The sequence below is a fragment of the Saccharothrix espanaensis DSM 44229 genome (assembly GCF_000328705.1).
GTDB lineage: Bacteria > Actinomycetota > Actinomycetes > Mycobacteriales > Pseudonocardiaceae > Actinosynnema > Actinosynnema espanaense.
The window spans coordinates 3,550,481-3,565,649 of the sequence record NC_019673.1; the positions used below are offsets into that span (position 1 = coordinate 3,550,481).

A 15,169-nucleotide genomic window follows, 5' to 3' on the forward strand; every position below is an offset into this window, starting at 1 on the left:
TCATATTCAGTAAGTATGGCACCCTCACCCGCACGAGTGAAGGGCGCCCATGATCACCGCAGGATTGGCCTCGGTCACCTTCCGGGGCAGGCCGGTCGACCACGTCGTCGGTCTCGCCGCCGACGCCGGGTTGGGGGTGGTCGAGTGGGCCGGTGACGCCCACGTCCCGCCCGGCGACCTCACCGGCGCGGCCCGCGCCGCCCGGCTGTGCCGGGACCGCGGGCTGGCCGTCGGCACCTACGGCTCCTACTACAAGCCCGGCCACAGCGACCCGGCCGACTTCGGGCCCGTGCTGGCCGCCGCCGAAGCCCTGGGCGCGCCCCGGATCCGGGTCTGGGCGGGCGTGAAGGCCTCCGCCGACGTCGCGCCGGCCGAGCGCGGGGCGATCACCGACGACCTGCGCCGCTGCGTCGAGCTGGCCGCCGCGCGCGGCCTGGCGGTCACCGCCGAGCACCACGTCTGTTCGCTGACCGACGAGCTCGGCTCGGCCGTGCGGCTGCTGGCCGAGGTCGACCTGGTCGCGCACTGGCAGCCGCGCGAGTCGCCGGACGTCGCGGTGTGCCTGAGCGAGGTCGCCGCGCTGCTGCCCCGGCTGGCCGCCGTGCACGCGTTCTCGTGGGGTGCGGACGGGTTCACCGAGCGGCTGCCGCTGGCCGCCCGCGCCGACCTCTGGCAGCCGGTGCTCGCGGTGCTGGCCCAGGACGGGCGCGACCGCGACGTGCTGCTGGAGTTCGTGCCCGACGACTCGCCCGAGGCGTTCCACCGCGACGCCGCCACCCTGCTGTCCTGGCTGGAGAACGCCCGATGACCAAGCTCGTCCCCGTCGCCCTCGCCGCCGTCGCGCTGCTCGGCGCGTGCACGCCGGCACCCGCCGCCCAGGAACCCGCGAAGGCCACCGAGGTGGTGCGCACCGCCGCGCCGCTGGAGAACGCGCTGAGCGTCACCGACCCGCACGGGCAGCGGATCACGCTGACCAAGCCCGCCGAGCGGATCGTCTGCCTCAACGGCCTGTGCGACGACATCGCCGCCGACCTCGGCCTGACCCCGGTCGGCACCACCAACCCGGTGCTGATCAGCCACCCCGCCCTGCTCGGTGACGCGGGCAAGGCCGTCCCGGTGGTGCCCGGCACGTTCGGCGGCGAGGACGTCGAGGCGATCGCCGGGTTCAGGCCCGACCTGGTGATCGGCCTGCCCGGCGTGCACGACGCGCTGCGGCCCGCCATCGAGAAGTTCGCCCCGCTGTGGACGGCCGAGCCCGCCACCTGGGAGGAGTCCGTCGGCTACCTGCGGGCGCTGGGGTCGCTGACCGGGCGCGCCGACCGGGCCGTCCGGGCGGAGGAGGAGTTCCGGGGCCGGCTCGCCGACGCGGTCGCCCGCAGCCACGCCGGTCCCCAGGCGGCCAGGAAGGTGCTGCTGATGTACGGCAGCGTCGACGCGATCGGCGTCGACACCACCACCTCGCTCAAGGGGCACCTGCTCGGGCAGTTGTTCGACTACCCGTTCCCGGCCAAGGGGACCGATGTCGACACCGCGAGCAACTACAGCGTCGAGGAGCTCCTCGCCCGGCAGCCCGACGTCGTTTTCGTGTACTCACTGCTGTTCTCCGCCGACGACAAGACCTTGAGCAGCCAGTTGGGCGACAACCCGGTGTGGCAGCAGATCCCGGCCGTGCGGCAGCAGCGGGTGTTCGAGATGCACGCCAAGCTGTGGGGTTCCGGGCGCGGGCTGCGCAGCCTCGCGGCGGTGGTGGACGAAGCTCTCGCCAAGGTCCCCGCTTGAGGCTGCTCGCGGCTGTCGCCGTGGTGGCCGTCCTCGGCTCGCTGATGCTGGGGCAGCCGGTCGTGCTGTTCACCGGCACCGAGTTGGAGCACGTCGTCGTCTGGCAGCTCCGCGCACCCCGGCTGTTGCTCGGCGCGGTCGCCGGCGCGTGCCTGGGGACCGCGGGCCTGCTGTTGCAGGAGTCGCTGCGCAACCCGTTGGCGGTGCCGGAGCTGCTGGGCGTGTCCAGCGGCGCGGCGGCGGCCGTGGGGACGAGCGTCGCGTTCGGGATCGCGCTGCCCTTCGCGCCGCTCACCCCGGCGTTGCTCGGCGCGGCGGTCGGCGGCGGTCTGACGTTGCTGGCGGTGCGCGGTGCGACGGGGCCGGCGGCCGTGCTGCTGATCGGGGCGGCGGTCGGGTCGGCGTGCCAGGCGGTGATGCTGGCCGCCACCGCGATGACCGACTCGCGGGAGCAGGGCGTGCTGGTGCGCTACCTGCTCGGGTCGCTGACCGGTACGACGTGGCGCACCCTCGGTCCGGTCGCGGTGGGCCTGGCGCTGGCCGTGCCGGCGGTGCTGTTCGTGCTGCCCCGGGTGCGGGTGCTGCGACTGGGCGACGACGAGGCGATGTCGGCGGGCCTGCGTCCCGGCCGGGTCCGGATGGCCGTGCTCGGGGTGGCGTCGCTGCTGGTCGCCGTGGTGGTCGGGCCGGCCGGTCCGGTGGCCTGGGTGGGGTTCTTCGCACCCCGCCTGGCCGCCCGGCTCGGCCGGCCCTCGCTCGCGGTGACGGCGCTGGTCGGTGCTGTCGTGGTGGTGGTCGCCGACCTCGTCGCGCGGACCGCGCTGCACCCGGTCGAGCTGCCGGTGGGCGGGCTGACCGCGCTCGCGGCGGTCGCGGTCGGGCTGCTGGTGCGGAGGCGCGCGTGAACCGCGTCGGTCGCCGGCTCGGCGGCCTGGTCGCGGTCGTGGTGGTGTGCGCGTTGGCCCAGGTCAGCGTCGGCTCGACGGGGGCCACGCTCGGCGCGCTGTTCGGCGAGGACTGGCACGCCCGGATGGTCGTGCTGGAGCTGCGGGCGCCGCGCGTGCTCGTCGGGCTGTGCGCGGGCGCGTGCCTGGGCGTGGCCGGGACGATCCTCCAGTCCGCGATCCGCAACCAGCTCGCGTCGCCGGAGATCACCGGCGTCGGCTCGGGAGCGGTGCTCGGCGCGGTGCTGGCGACCGTGGCCGGCGCGTCCCAGCCGGTGCCGATGGCCGCCGCCGCGCTGGTCGGCGGGGTGCTCGGCGGTGGTGTGCTGTGGGTGGTGGCCGGTCGGTCCGGTGACGTCGCGGTGCGCGGCGTGGTCGTGTCGGCGGTGCTGGTCGGGACCACGCTCGTGCTGCTGACCGCGCGGCCCCAATTGGCGGGCGCGGTGTCGCGGTGGCTGCTCGGGTCGCTGGTCGGCCGCACGTGGGAGCACCTCGCGCCGCTGTGGCCGGTGCTGCTGGTGGTCCTGGTGGCCGCGACGCTGCTCGGCGGCGTGCTCGACGTGCTCGCCGTGGACGACGACCACGCGCACGCGGTCGGCCTGGCGGTCGTGCCGTGGCGCAGCGGGGTGCTGGTCCTGGCGGCGCTGGCGACGTCGGCGGCGGTGGCGGCGATGGGCGCGACCGCGTTCGTCGGCCTGCTCGCGCCGCACCTGGCGCGCCGGCTGGTCGGCGCGGTCCACCGCGACGCGGTGCCGGCCGCCGCGCTGACCGGAGCGGCGTCGGTCGCGGCGGCGGACACGGTGGGGCAGTTGGCGCACGTGCCGGCGGGAGCGATCACGGCGTTGCTCGGCGCGGGTGTGCTGATCGTGGTGGCGCGGAGAACAGGAGGGATCGGGTGACACCACTGCTGTCCCCGCTGCGCGCCGAGGGCGTGCGCGTGCGGTTCGGCGACAACGAGGTGCTCAAGGGCGTGGACCTGGCCGTGGGGGCGGGGGAGTGGCTGAGCCTGCTGGGGCAGAACGGCAGCGGCAAGACGACGTTGCTGCGCGTGCTGGCGGGCCTGCTCGAACCGTCCCGCGGTGCCGTGCTGCTCGACGGCGGACCGCTCGAAGCGTTGTCGCGCCGGGACATCGCGCGCCGGATCGCGTTGCTGCCGCAGACGACCCCGTACGTCCACGGGCTCACCGTGCGCCAGTTCGTGCGCCAGGGTCGTTACGCGGCAAGGGGTCCGCTGGGGATGCTCGGCGAGTCCGACGACGAGCAGGTGCGGGCGGCGTTGCGGGACACCGGGGTCGCGGAGTGGGCGGACACGCCGCTGGAACGGCTGTCCGGCGGTCAGCGCCAGCGCGTCCGGCTGGCCCTCGCGCTGGCCCAGGACGCGCCGGTGCTGCTGCTCGACGAGCCCACGACGTTCCTGGACATCCGGCACCAGATCGACGTGCTGAACCTCGTACGGGCGCTGCAGCGGGAGCGCGGGCTGACCGTCGTGGCGGTGCTGCACGACCTCGCGCAGGCCGCGCGGTACTCGGATCGTGTTGTGGCGCTTCGGGAAGGTGTCGTGCACGCGGACGGCGCGCCGTCCGAAGTGGTCGACGCGGCGTTGCTGCGCGAGGTCTACGGCGTCGCCGGCGAAGTGCTGTGGATCACCACCAACGGGGTATTGAAAATGGTTGTCGTTCCAGATTAGGTTGGTGGAGGTCGATCCGACCGCAACCCACGAATGAGAGGAACGTCCCATGGAGCAGGTCTTCGTGAGCGTCGAGGCCGAGCGCGAGCTGCCGCACAACTCCGCCAGCCACAGCAACGCCCTGGTGGAGAACCCGTTCGACGGCGGCGACGACGAGTGACCCACTCCGGGGCCGCCGTCCGGCGGCGGCCCCGGACCCCTTCCCGGCCCTGGAGGACCGCGTGGAAACCCTGAAGCCCGGCACGGCGCTGTTCACCGGACCGTCCGGCGCGGTCCTGCGGGACGCGGCCGGCGAGCTGTTCGCCGTCGCGCTGTCCGACGAGGCGGTCGGCGGCGTCCGCGCGGCCCTGACCCGGGCCGACGCGCCGGTCCCGCCGGAGCTCTCGGCGTTCGACCGCGCCGGGCACCTGGGCCGGCGGGCGAGCTGGCCGGTCGACCGGCGCACGGTCGCCGTGCTCGCCGGGCCCGGCGCCGCCTTGGTCGACGCGCTGCGCCTGGCCGGCGCGAACCCGGTTGTGCTGCCGGGGGAAACCGGTCTGGACGAGCTGCTGGAGCGGCGCCCGGCGGCGGTCTGCGGGTGGCACGACGGCCCGGCCCCCGACCGGTGGCTCGACCTCGACCCGCTGGCCGGGCATGGCATCGGCTGGCAGCGGATCAGCCGCGAGGGCCGGCACGTGCTGCTGGAGCCGATCGGCGTGTCCCACCGGGACGTCCGCGCCCGCCGGCTCGCCGCTGCCGGCTCCGGCCACCGCCACCTGCGGGCCTACTGGGCCGGGGAGAACGCCGTGCTCGGCGACGAGACCCCGGACCCGGCCGAGCTCCTGCTGGTCGCCGCGCTCGCCGTGAAGGACCTCGCCCGGTGGGCCGCCGACCTGCCGGTCACCCGCAACTCGCTGACCCCGGACGCGATCCCGGCGCACCGCCGGCTGCGCGTCCTCGACCTGGACACCGGCGCGCTGGCCGACCACCCGGTGCTCCCGGTGCCCGCCAGTGCCCCGTGAGTTCACCGTGGCGGGGTTGGCGCACACCCTCGTCGCGGCCGACCCGGACGCCCCGCTGGTGCTCATCCGCACCCCCTACGGGCGGCACCACCACCTCGCCGAGGCCGAGGCGTGGCGGCGGCGCGGGTTCTCCTGCGTCGTCGGCGACGTGCGCGGCCGGCACGGCTCGGCCGGCCGCTTCCGGCCCTACCGGGACGAGGCCGACGACGGCGCGACGGTCGTGGACGCGGTGCGGCGGCTGGGTTTCCGCCGGATCATCACGGCCGGCGCGTCCTACGCGGCGTACTGCGCGGTGACCGCCGCCATCGTCGCGCCGGACGCCGTGGTCGGCGTGCTGGCCGCCGTCCCCGCGCTCGGGCTGGGCGAGACCGCCCGCGAACCCGGCGGCGCGGCCCGGCTGGCCTGCCGGGTCGGCTGGTGGGGCGAGCACGCGGCCACCGCCGTGTCCGCCGACCTCGCCGCGACCCCGGTGGTCGACCTGGTGACCGGCTGGGACGACCTGTGGACCGCGCCCGAGCGCACCGGCGAACTCTGGGACGCGTTGCCCCGCTTGAGGATGCCGCTGCTCGCGGTCGGCGGTCTGCACGACCCGTTCGCCGCCGACACCGAACGGCTGGCGCGCGGCTGGGGCGGACCCACCCGGCTCGTCCTGGGTCCGTGGGCGCACGCGCTCGACGCCGCCGAACCCGGCGCGGCCCTGGCCGGCCGGCGGATCGGCGCGCTCTACCTGGCGTGGGCCAGGGCGTTGGACAACCTGAAGGGGGACAAGGTCTTCTACGCCGTCGACGGCTGGCGGCGGCAGACCGCGTCGGCCGTCCCGGTCGACCTGGAGGTGGTCCGGGCCGAGTTCCGCGCCGACCCGGCCCGCCCGTTCCGGTCGGTGCCGCCGGGCGCGCCGATCACCGACGACCCGAGCGGCGTGCTGCTCACCCCGCCGCTGCCCGGCGGCGAACTGCGCGGCGCGGCCACCGTGCTGCTCGACGCGGTGGCCGACGTGCCCGACGCGGACTGGGTGGTCCGGCTGTCCCACGACGGGATCCACCTCGCGCACGCGGTCACCCGGGTCCGGCACCGGCCCGGCGTGCCCCGGCGGGTCGTGCTCGACCTCCCGCCGGTCGGCCGGTCGCTGCCCGAGGGCACCCGGCTGCGGCTGGAGGTCGCCGGGCACCACTTCCCCCGGCACGCCCGCAACCCGCACACCGGCGAGGACCCCGTGCGGGCCGCCGCGCTGCACCCCAGCCACCGGGCCGTGCGGCACGCCCGCGCCCGGATCCCCTGGCACCCCACCGGTTCCGGCGAGGTCCGGGCCGCCGACCTACCCGAGGAGATTGCATCGTGACCGCGCCGCTGCTGGTGGACCCGCTGACCGGGATCGTGCGCAGGCTGGTCGACGTCGAGGCGGTGCCCGGCGCGCCGCGCCGCTACCGGGCCGTCACCGCCGAGGTGGCCGACGCCCGGCGGCTGGGCGCGTGGCCCGCCGACCGGGTCAGCCTGGGCACGACCTTCGGCGACGTGGACGCGGCCCGCGCGGCGGCGGTCGGCGAGGCCGTCGAGCGCTACTGCGGCAACCGGGTCGCGCCTGGCCTGCGCAGGGCGAGCGCCGATGAACTGAAAGCGGCCGGAATCCCGCATTTCGGCCCGGCCGACCTGCCGTTCTTCACCGCCCGGCAACACGCCACCCGGGGTTTCCCGTATCGACCGTTCACCGGTGATGTGCCGATCGCGTGGGTGGAAGGCGAGGAATCAGGTGAAATATGCCTCCTTCCCGCTTCGTGGGCGTATCTGAACTACCACTCCGGCGAACGCAGAACCGAACCCCGGCTGCACCACCTGAACTACGCCGGTATCGCCACCGGCGTCAGCACCGAGGACGCGTTCACCCGCGCCCTGCTCGAACTCGTCGAGCGCGACGCCCTGGAGCGGTGGTGGCACCTGGGCGCGCCGACGACCGGCATCGCCGTGGACGACGTCCCCGGCCTGGCCGCCGAACTCGCCGACTGCCCGCTGGAGGTGCACCTGGTGGAACTGCCCACCGAGCACCCGGTGTCGTGCGTCGGCGCGGTCGTGGTGGACCGGACCACCGGCATCGTCGCCGGCGGGGGAGCGGCCCGGTTCGACCCCGTCGAGGCGTGCACCAAGGCCGTGCTGGAGGCCGTGCACACCTGGATCTTCACCCAGGGCCTGCTGGAGGCCGACGGGTGGGTGTTCCGCTCGATCGAGGCCGGGATCCTCGCGCGCGGCCTGTACCTGCCGCACCGCGCCGACCGGCGCTACCGCGACGACGCAGGCGCCGAGTACGCCGAGGTGCGCGACCTGGGCGCGCAGGTGCAGGTCTGGCTGGACCCCCGGGTGCAGGCGGAGTTGTTGCCCCGCTTCACCCGGCCCGAGCGGATGACGAGACCGCAAACGCGCGGAGATCTCCCCGCGCTGCGCGAAAGCCTGGCGGGCAACCGGATCGCGACGGTCGACCTGACCACCGAGGACGTCGCCGAGGCCGGCCTGCGGGTGGTGCGGGTGTGCGCGACCGGTCTGGTGCCCAACGCGCCCGCCGCGTTCCGCTACCTGGGCCTGCCGCGCTGGGGCGACCCGGCGTCGGTGCTGCTCGACCCGCCGCCGTTCCTGTGATCACCCTGCCCGAGCCGGAGGAACCGGCGATGACGCTGGCGGAGGCGTTGCTGTCCCGCCGGTCGCGCTACTCCTATGGGCCGTTGAGCCGACTGGAGCTGGGTTCGCTGCTGCACTACGCGGTCGGCGTGCAGCGCCGCGTCCACGCGGACGTCCCGGGCGTCCAGCACGTCCTGGGCACCAACCCCACCGCCGGCGGCCTGCCGTCGCTGCGCGTCCACGTCGTGCTGGACGGCGACGTCTTCGAGTACCTGCGCGAGCCGCACGCGTTGTGCCCGACCGGAACCACCGACCTGGCCGGGGTGTTCGCCCAGGAGGAGTTCGCCCGCCGGGCCCGCGCCGTGATCGTCCTAACCGGACGGATGGGGCCGGGGCTGGCGAAATACGGTCCTCGGCATTACCGCACCGCGCACCTGGACGCGGGCGTCGCGGTGCAGAACCTGTACCTGGTGGCGACCGCCCTGGGGCTGAGCTGCTGCGCCGTCGCCGGATTCGCCGACGACGCGGTGAAAGCCCTTGTCAGGGGTGGAGAACAGGACGTGGCGCTGGCCCTGTTCGTGGTCGGCGGATCGATCCCACCGGCATCCGGGCATAAGAAGTGTCCATAAGGCCATTCCCCCCGAACGATCCGCGCAATACCGTTGTGCGGGCAGCAAGGGGGAGTTGCTATGGACACAGCGAGAACGGACACATTCGCCGGGGCCTTACGGGCCGCCATCGCGGAGCGCGGGCTGGGACTGGAACGCATCCGCGAGCACCTCGCGCAGCACGGGGTGAAGGTCAGCCTGGCGACGTTGAGCTACTGGCAGTCGGGCCGCAGCAGGCCCGAACGCCGCTCGTCACTGGCCGCCATCGGCCACCTGGAGGAGATCCTCGCCCTGCCCACCGGCTACCTGGCCGGTCTGCTGGGCCCGCCCCGGCCGCGCGGCCGGTGGCTCAAGCGGGTACCCGACCAGCCGGTCCCGATCAGCACGCTCTGGTCGGACCCGGACGAGGTGGACTGGGCCATCCGGCAGGTCGACACGAGCTGGGACGCCCGGCTGACCAGGCTGAGCCAGCACGACTTCGTCACCGTCGGCCCGGATCGCGGTGAGCGCGGCATCCGGTCGCGGCACGTGCTGCGGGCGGAGGCGGACGGCGCGGACCGCTGGGTGGTCGTCGTGCACGTCGACGAGCGCGACCGGCCGCTGCCGCTGCTGCGCCCGTTGCGGCACTGCACGGTGGGCCGGTTGGTCGCCCAGCCCGCCGCCGGGCTGGTGGTCGCCGAGCTGCTGTTCGACCGGGCGCTGCGGTACGGCGACAGCATCGTCATCGAGCACGAACTGGTGAACCGGCCGCCGTACCCGGTCGCCACCGAGTGCGGGCGGAAATTCCGGCTGCCGGTGCGCGAATACGTGTTGGAGGTCGCGTTCGACCCGTTGGCCCGGCCGGTGGAATGCAAGTCGTACCGAAATACCGGCGGCCCGGACGAGGACGTTCGGCCGGTGGAAATGGACGCCGGCGGGTCGTTGCTCGGGGTCGCGCTCGATTTCGGTCCGGGCGGCTACGGATTCCGCTGGAAATGGCCTAGCCCGCATCACCGGAGCTAGCCGCGCGGCGCAGCGTCGGGGTCGCCCAGGCCAGGGCGACCCCGACCAGCAGCACGCCGGTGCCGGCCGCCAGCCCGGCGCGCGGCCCGGCGAGCACCGCCGCCGCGCCCGCGAGCGCCGCGCCCGCGGGCTGCCCGAGACCCCACGAGAGCATCCGGGCCGTCGTGTTCACCCGGGACCGGAGTTCGGGCGGGCACATCCGCTGGCGGTAGGTGATGGAGTTGAGCACGACGGTGGAGTGCGCCGCGCCCCAGGCGATCGCGCCCAGGCAGGCCGGCACCCAATGCGTGCTCAGCAGCACCGAACCCGCGCACAGCAACGACACCGGCAGCCCGCCCAGCGCGAGCCGTGCCCCGCCCCACCGCTCGGTGAGCGCGGGCAGCAGCCGGGAGGCGAGCCACGCGCCCGCGCCCCAGCAGCCGAACAGCACCGCCAAGCGCAGGTCCCCGGACGGGGCGACGCCGAGCACCCGGTCCGCCCACGGGACCATCATCGCCACCCAGGCGCCGGCGGCGGCCGAGTGCGTCGCGCCGACCAGGGTCAGCGTGCGGATGATGCTGTGCTGCCACAGGAAGCGCAACCCGGTGCCGATGTCGCCGGCGACGGTGGTGGAGTCGGTGCGCGGGGTGGACAGCGCGCCCCGGATCGCCCGGACCAGCATCGCCGACCCGGCGGCGGTCACCGCGTTGACGGCGAGCAGGGTGGCCGGGGCCACGACCGTGACCGCCGCGCCGGCCAGCGCGGGCAGGACGGTTTCCAGGATCGTGCTGCGGCCGAACAGCTTGGCGTAGGCGGAGGTGATGTTCTCCTTGCCCACCAACGAAGGCAGCGCGCCGAAGTTGGCGGCGTCGAAGAACGCGAACGCGCTCTGCACCAGGAACGCCACCACCACGACGTGCAGGGCGGTCAGCGCGTCGAGCCACCACGCCACCGGGACGGTCACCATCGCGACCGCCACCACGACGTCCATCGCCACCATCAACCGCTGCCGGTCCACCCGGTCGGCGACCGCGCCGGCGAGGAGCCCGAACACCAGGTACGGCAACGCTTCCGCCATCGCGACGGCCGCCGTCCACGCGGTGGAGCCGGTGAGCTGGTAGACCAGCACCGGCAGCGCGACGACCGCGACGATGCTGCCGGCCACGGACAGCAGCCGGGCGTTCAGGTAGCGCCGAAAATCGCGCGCGGGCGCGTCGAGGGTCACGGTCACCACATCATGCTAATGAATGCCATGTTCATCTAACAACCCGCCCCGTCCCGCACCGACCCTCGTCCAGCCCAGACCTGCGCCACGTGGCGTTGGCGGACCAGGTCGCTGCGGGCGATCACCCCGCACTGGCAGCGCAGCCGGCCGGTCCACCGGATTCGAGGGGATGGCCGGCACGCGCGTGCCGGTCGGGAACCCTTCCACGGCAAGGCGTCCGCCGGTCGCGAGGCCCACCCGGACGGTGCCGGGCGGGCCTCTGCGGTCACGGGCGGTGGAGGAGCTGCTCGAACGGCACCACGTCGGCGAACTCGTCGGCGGGCCTGGCGGGCGCACGGCCCGCCAGCACGCCGGCGAGTTCGGCCGCCGCGCGGTCGACGCGGTCGGACAGGCCCTGCGGCGAGCCCCAGTCGGCGGACGCCGCGTAGACCGCGGTCGGCACCACGGCCGCCCGCAGGTAGGCGAACAGCGGGCGCAGCGCGAAGTCCAGCACCAGGGAGTGCCGCTCGGTGCCGCCGGTCGCGCCGATCAGCACCGGCTTGCCGACCAGCGAGTCCGGCTCCAGCACGTCGAAGAACGACTTGAACAGGCCGCTGTAGGACGCGTTGAACGTCGGCGTGACGGCGACCAGCGCGTCCGCGCCGACCACGTCGTCCACGATCGCCTTCAACCGGGCGCTGGGGAACCCGGCGACGAGGTTGTCGGCGATGTCCCGCGCCACGTCGCGCAGGTGCACCGACCGCACGGTGACCGGCGCGAGCGCGCCGACCCCGGCGGCGAGCCGGTCGGCCAGCAGGTGGCTGGACGACGGCTCGCCGAGACCGGCGGACACCACGGCGAGCGTGGTCATCGCACGGCCGCCGTGAGCAGCGAGCCGTGGGTCGGCGCGTCCGGCACGTCGGCCGGGCGGCCCTCGGCGAACTCGGCCCGCAGCACGGGCACGATCTCGCCCAGGTGGTCGAGCTGCTCCAGCACGGTCTTGAGCGGCAGGCCGGCGTGGTCCACCAGGAACAGCTGGCGCTGGTAGTCGCCGAAGTGCTCGCGGAAGGTCAGCGTCTTGTCGATGACCTCCTGCGGGCTGCCGACGGTCAGCGGGGTCTGGTCGGTGAACTGCTCCAGCGACGGGCCGTGGCCGTAGACGGGGGCGTTGTCGAAGTACGGGCGGAACTCGCGCACGGCGTCCTGCGAGTTGGGCCGGATGAACGCCTGACCGCCCAGGCCGACGATCGCCTGACTGGCCGTGCCGTGCCCGTAGTGCTCGAAGCGCTCGCGATAGAGGGTGATCAGCCGCATGAAGTGCTCCTTGGGCCAGAAGATGTGGTTCGCGAAGAACCCGTCGCCGTAGTAGGCGGCCTGCTCGGCGATCTCCGGGCTGCGGATGGAGCCGTGCCAGACGAACGGCGGCACACCGTCGAGCGGGCGCGGCGTCGAGGTGAAGGACTGCAACGGCGTGCGGTGCTTGCCCTCCCAGTCGACGACGTCCTCCCGCCACAACCGGTGCAGCAGGTGGTAGTTCTCGATCGCCAGGTCGATGCCGTCGCGGATGTCCTTGCCGAACCACGGGTACACGGGTCCGGTGTTCCCTCGGCCCATGATCAGGTCGACCCGGCCGTCGGCCAGGTGCTGGAGCATCGCGAAGTCCTCGGCGATCTTGACCGGGTCGTTCGTGGTGATCAGCGTGGTCGCGGTGGACAGGATCAGCCGCTCGGTGCGCGCGGCGACGTACCCGAGCATCGTGGTGGGCGAGGAGGGCACGAACGGCGGGTTGTGGTGCTCGCCGGTGGCGAACACGTCCAGCCCGACCTCCTCGGCCTTGAGCGCGATCGCGACCATCGCCTTGATCCGCTCGGCCTCGGTCGGCGTCCGCCCCGTGGTGGGGTCGGGCGTGACGTCCCCGACGGTGAAGACCCCGAACTGCATAGCCGCTCCTCGATCCAAGTAGTTGCGAGTTCAACTACCTGTCCCAACAGTACCCCAGCCGGGTCTATTCCGCCGTTGCCGGGTGGCGCGGCCCACGCCACGGCGGGGTCGGGCACCAGGGGCGGGGCAGAGGGGCGATCCGGTCCGGCGCGCCGCCGCCATCGTCGCGCTGCTGCGCTGACCGGCGCGGGCGTGCCCCGGCTGCGGGCACCCGTCCGGCAGGCTCCGCACTGGTGCGTGCGCCGCCTGTTCCGCGGCGCGCTCGCCTGCGTGACCCTCGCTTCCGGCACCGGGCGCTCCATCCCATGGACCATCGCCCTGCTCGGTCGCGGGGTCTCCGTCGACGACGCACCCGCGACCCTGCGGTGCCTCGCCGACGGACCCGACTGGCCCGCCCGACGCACCGCGCTGCACCGCATCGCCCACCACTTCGACACCCACGGCAGCCCGATCGACCACGCCCGCCGCCGCACCCTCGACTACACCACCCCGCTGCCCGCCCCACGCTGGAACACCCTCGCCGCCCGCACCGGGATCCGCCGCCCGCCGACTACGCCTCCGCCACCGCCGACCACCGCAATGCCGTCGTTTCTGACCCGGTCCCTGCAGTTGTCGCGGCAGAGCACCGATCCGCTGGGGGAGGCACACGGACGACTTCCCGGCAGGGCGGCCCTGTGTCACAGCCGATCGGCTGCTTGCAACGGCTCGCAGCGCACCATCCTCGTGACGCGGCCGCTGATGGGGCAGACGTTGGTGCGTTCGGAACCGATGATCGCGCCTCGCGCTGCCCGACGCCGGATCGCACGCCTCGACCTGGTTCTTGATCCCACCGTGCGCTACATCGGCCTGGGGCGTGCCCGTACCGAGCCTTCTGGCCGTCCCGACGACGACTTCGGGAAGGGCACGCGCGAATACCGGCACTGGTGGATCGTGCGGGCGCTGGCGCAACCAGTACTGCCCCAGCCGAAACGACCACCGCCCCATCCTGATCGACCCGTACTTCGCCGGTCCGGAGGACAAGCCGTTGCTGGGCGGCGGGCGCGTGAACGTCCTGCGCCGATCACACCACTCCCTCCGCTCGACCACCGACCTCGAAGTTCGCGCCGACGTGCGGTTGACCGCGTCGGAGAGCGGGTCGTCGTGCGGGGCACGGTGCTCCCGGTGTGACGGGTCAGCAGCGTTGTGACGTCGTCGGGGCCGCCGCTTGACATCGTTTGTAATACAAACCATACTGGGTTTAGTTGGTAATACAAAGTATCGCTACGTGCCCGGAAGGTCCCCATGCGACGAAGTATCGGAACCAAACTGGCCGCTGCCGCGGCCCTGGCAGCCATGCTGGGTTCGACGGTCAGCTCACCTCTGGCAGGAGCCGACGACAGGAACCCCGCACCCGCGGGGACGGTTGTCGCCAGCGGGATCCCGGCACTGGTGGATCCGGCCGCGGATCTCGGCGCCAAGACGCCGGGTCCGGAGGACGACTGGGCCGACTCGATCTACTTCACCAGTCGAGTGAACTCCGGGGGTCACGACATCGGCCTGCTGGTGCACACCGTGCGCATCCCGAAGGGGCCGGGCAACCTGCTGCTGTTCTCCGTTCACGACGCGACCACCGGCTGGTACAAGAGCCACGCCACCAGGGTCGACGCCGGGGACTACGCCTGGAGCACGACGGGCCTCGACATCACGGCGCCCGGTCTCAGGTGGACAGGGGACGCGCAGCGGATGTCCGTCTCCCTCGACGTGCCGTGGGGCTCCCTCGACGTCGTGCTTCAAGCGCGTGGACCGGCCCTGAACTACGGCGGCACCGGAGCGTTCTCCCTCTTCGGCCAGACCAACTACGAGTTCGCCCTTCCCGACCTGCGGACGACCGGCACCCTCACCCTCGACGGGCGCTCCCGGCAGATCACCGGCCAGTCCTGGCTGGACCGTCAGTGGGGGCCGACCGACGGGGCACCGGGCAATCACTGGAGCTGGATGAACCTCAACATGCCCAACGGTGATGCGGTGGCCATCTGGGACGCCGTCCGCGCCGACGGTGACACGCACACCTGGGCAACGGTTCTGCGCAAGGACGGCTCCTACGAGGTGGCATCCGTCGTGCCGCTCGCTGACGACGCGAGTGAGCACTGGACCAGCCCCACGACCGGACAGAGGTACCCGACCCGGTGGATCGTCAGCATCCCGGCGTTGAAGACCCGTCTCACGGTGCGAGTCACCGGCAACCCGGGGCAGGAGATCCTCCTCGGCGGCAACGGGCGTCTGGAGGCCACCGCCGCGTTCGAAGGCACCTACCACGGCACCAAAGTCGCCGGTAGGAACTTCGTCGAGATGTTCGGCGACTGGCACTCCTGAATCTCCAGCGGCGCCGGGTGTTCTCTGCTGTAGCCGACAGGCGGCAGGGGCCGCCCGGCGTCGCCGGC

Annotated in this window: 16 protein-coding genes; 13 read left to right on the forward strand and 3 right to left on the reverse strand. The window is 73.7% G+C overall.

Features of this window, described 5'->3' with window-relative positions:
* The first annotated feature begins 49 nt into the window (after window positions 1-49).
* From BN6_RS16030 to BN6_RS16075, 11 genes are all read left to right on the forward strand, one after another.
* Window positions 50-808, forward strand: a complete 759-nt coding sequence (locus BN6_RS16030) for a sugar phosphate isomerase/epimerase family protein (RefSeq protein ID WP_015100710.1) — start codon at window positions 50-52, stop codon at window positions 806-808.
* On the forward strand, window positions 805-1,779 hold the full coding sequence (locus tag BN6_RS16035) for an ABC transporter substrate-binding protein (RefSeq protein ID WP_015100711.1): 975 nt from the start codon (window positions 805-807) through the stop codon (window positions 1,777-1,779). The genes BN6_RS16030 and BN6_RS16035 overlap by 4 nt, the downstream gene beginning before the upstream one ends.
* Window positions 1,776-2,684 (forward strand): FecCD family ABC transporter permease, encoded by a 909-nt coding sequence (locus BN6_RS16040; RefSeq protein ID WP_015100712.1) that lies wholly within the window; start codon window positions 1,776-1,778, stop codon window positions 2,682-2,684. The genes BN6_RS16035 and BN6_RS16040 overlap by 4 nt, the downstream gene beginning before the upstream one ends.
* On the forward strand, window positions 2,681-3,622 hold the full coding sequence (locus tag BN6_RS16045) for a FecCD family ABC transporter permease (protein ID WP_015100713.1): 942 nt from the start codon (window positions 2,681-2,683) through the stop codon (window positions 3,620-3,622). The genes BN6_RS16040 and BN6_RS16045 overlap by 4 nt, the downstream gene beginning before the upstream one ends.
* Window positions 3,619-4,410: an ABC transporter ATP-binding protein gene (locus tag BN6_RS16050; RefSeq protein ID WP_015100714.1), complete on the forward strand. Its 792-nt coding sequence runs from the start codon at window positions 3,619-3,621 to the stop codon at window positions 4,408-4,410. The genes BN6_RS16045 and BN6_RS16050 overlap by 4 nt, the downstream gene beginning before the upstream one ends.
* Window positions 4,411-4,459: 49 nt before the next feature.
* Window positions 4,460-4,570, forward strand: coding sequence for a streptamidine family RiPP (gene amiA / locus BN6_RS49605; protein ID WP_015100715.1), 111 nt, complete (start codon window positions 4,460-4,462; stop codon window positions 4,568-4,570).
* 61 nt (window positions 4,571-4,631) lie between these two features.
* Complete coding sequence (locus tag BN6_RS16055) at window positions 4,632-5,411, forward strand: hypothetical protein (RefSeq protein ID WP_015100716.1); 780 nt, start codon at window positions 4,632-4,634, stop codon at window positions 5,409-5,411.
* Window positions 5,401-6,750, forward strand: coding sequence for a CocE/NonD family hydrolase (locus BN6_RS16060; RefSeq protein WP_015100717.1), 1,350 nt, complete (start codon window positions 5,401-5,403; stop codon window positions 6,748-6,750). The genes BN6_RS16055 and BN6_RS16060 overlap by 11 nt, the downstream gene beginning before the upstream one ends.
* Window positions 6,747-8,036, forward strand: coding sequence for a YcaO-like family protein (locus BN6_RS16065; RefSeq protein ID WP_015100718.1), 1,290 nt, complete (start codon window positions 6,747-6,749; stop codon window positions 8,034-8,036). The genes BN6_RS16060 and BN6_RS16065 overlap by 4 nt, the downstream gene beginning before the upstream one ends.
* A 29-nt stretch (window positions 8,037-8,065) precedes the next feature.
* Complete coding sequence (locus tag BN6_RS16070) at window positions 8,066-8,644, forward strand: SagB/ThcOx family dehydrogenase (RefSeq protein WP_015100719.1); 579 nt, start codon at window positions 8,066-8,068, stop codon at window positions 8,642-8,644.
* 60 nt (window positions 8,645-8,704) lie between these two features.
* On the forward strand, window positions 8,705-9,625 hold the full coding sequence (locus BN6_RS16075; RefSeq protein ID WP_015100720.1) for a hypothetical protein: 921 nt from the start codon (window positions 8,705-8,707) through the stop codon (window positions 9,623-9,625).
* Here the strand turns inward: BN6_RS16075 and BN6_RS16080 are convergent.
* The 3 genes from BN6_RS16080 to BN6_RS16090 all read right to left on the reverse strand — a co-directional run bounded on the left by BN6_RS16080 (window position 9,603) and on the right by BN6_RS16090 (window position 12,749).
* Window positions 9,603-10,835, reverse strand: a complete 1,233-nt coding sequence (locus BN6_RS16080) for an MFS transporter (protein WP_231905306.1) — start codon at window positions 10,833-10,835, stop codon at window positions 9,603-9,605. The two genes, BN6_RS16075 and BN6_RS16080, sit on opposite strands and share 23 nt — an antisense overlap.
* A 259-nt stretch (window positions 10,836-11,094) precedes the next feature.
* Entirely contained in the window at window positions 11,095-11,679 is a 585-nt protein-coding gene (locus BN6_RS16085; RefSeq protein WP_015100722.1) for an FMN reductase, read from the reverse strand.
* A complete protein-coding gene (locus BN6_RS16090) occupies window positions 11,676-12,749 on the reverse strand; it encodes an LLM class flavin-dependent oxidoreductase (RefSeq protein WP_015100723.1) in 1,074 nt (357 codons plus the stop codon). Before BN6_RS16090 ends, BN6_RS16085 begins: the two co-directional genes overlap by 4 nt.
* A 237-nt stretch (window positions 12,750-12,986) precedes the next feature.
* Here BN6_RS16090 and BN6_RS45680 point away from each other — a divergent pair, with 237 nt between their 5' ends.
* Window positions 12,987-13,916: a hypothetical protein gene (locus tag BN6_RS45680; protein ID WP_148302895.1), complete on the forward strand. Its 930-nt coding sequence runs from the start codon at window positions 12,987-12,989 to the stop codon at window positions 13,914-13,916.
* A gap of 261 nt (window positions 13,917-14,177) precedes the next feature.
* Entirely contained in the window at window positions 14,178-15,101 is a 924-nt protein-coding gene (locus tag BN6_RS16095) for a lipocalin family protein (RefSeq protein WP_231905307.1), read from the forward strand.
* Window positions 15,102-15,169: the final 68 nt, after the last annotated feature.

Coding starts and splice junctions, on each gene's coding strand:
- BN6_RS16030 (WP_015100710.1), top strand. CDS start 50: ATGATCACCGCAGGATTGGCCTCGGTCACCTTCCGGGGCAGGCCGGTC.
- BN6_RS16035 (WP_015100711.1), top strand. CDS start 805: ATGACCAAGCTCGTCCCCGTCGCCCTCGCCGCCGTCGCGCTGCTCGGC.
- amiA (WP_015100715.1), top strand. CDS start 4,460: ATGGAGCAGGTCTTCGTGAGCGTCGAGGCCGAGCGCGAGCTGCCGCAC.
- BN6_RS16070 (WP_015100719.1), top strand. CDS start 8,066: ATGACGCTGGCGGAGGCGTTGCTGTCCCGCCGGTCGCGCTACTCCTAT.
- BN6_RS16075 (WP_015100720.1), top strand. CDS start 8,705: ATGGACACAGCGAGAACGGACACATTCGCCGGGGCCTTACGGGCCGCC.
- BN6_RS16085 (WP_015100722.1), bottom strand. CDS start 11,679: ATGACCACGCTCGCCGTGGTGTCCGCCGGTCTCGGCGAGCCGTCGTCC.
- BN6_RS16090 (WP_015100723.1), bottom strand. CDS start 12,749: ATGCAGTTCGGGGTCTTCACCGTCGGGGACGTCACGCCCGACCCCACC.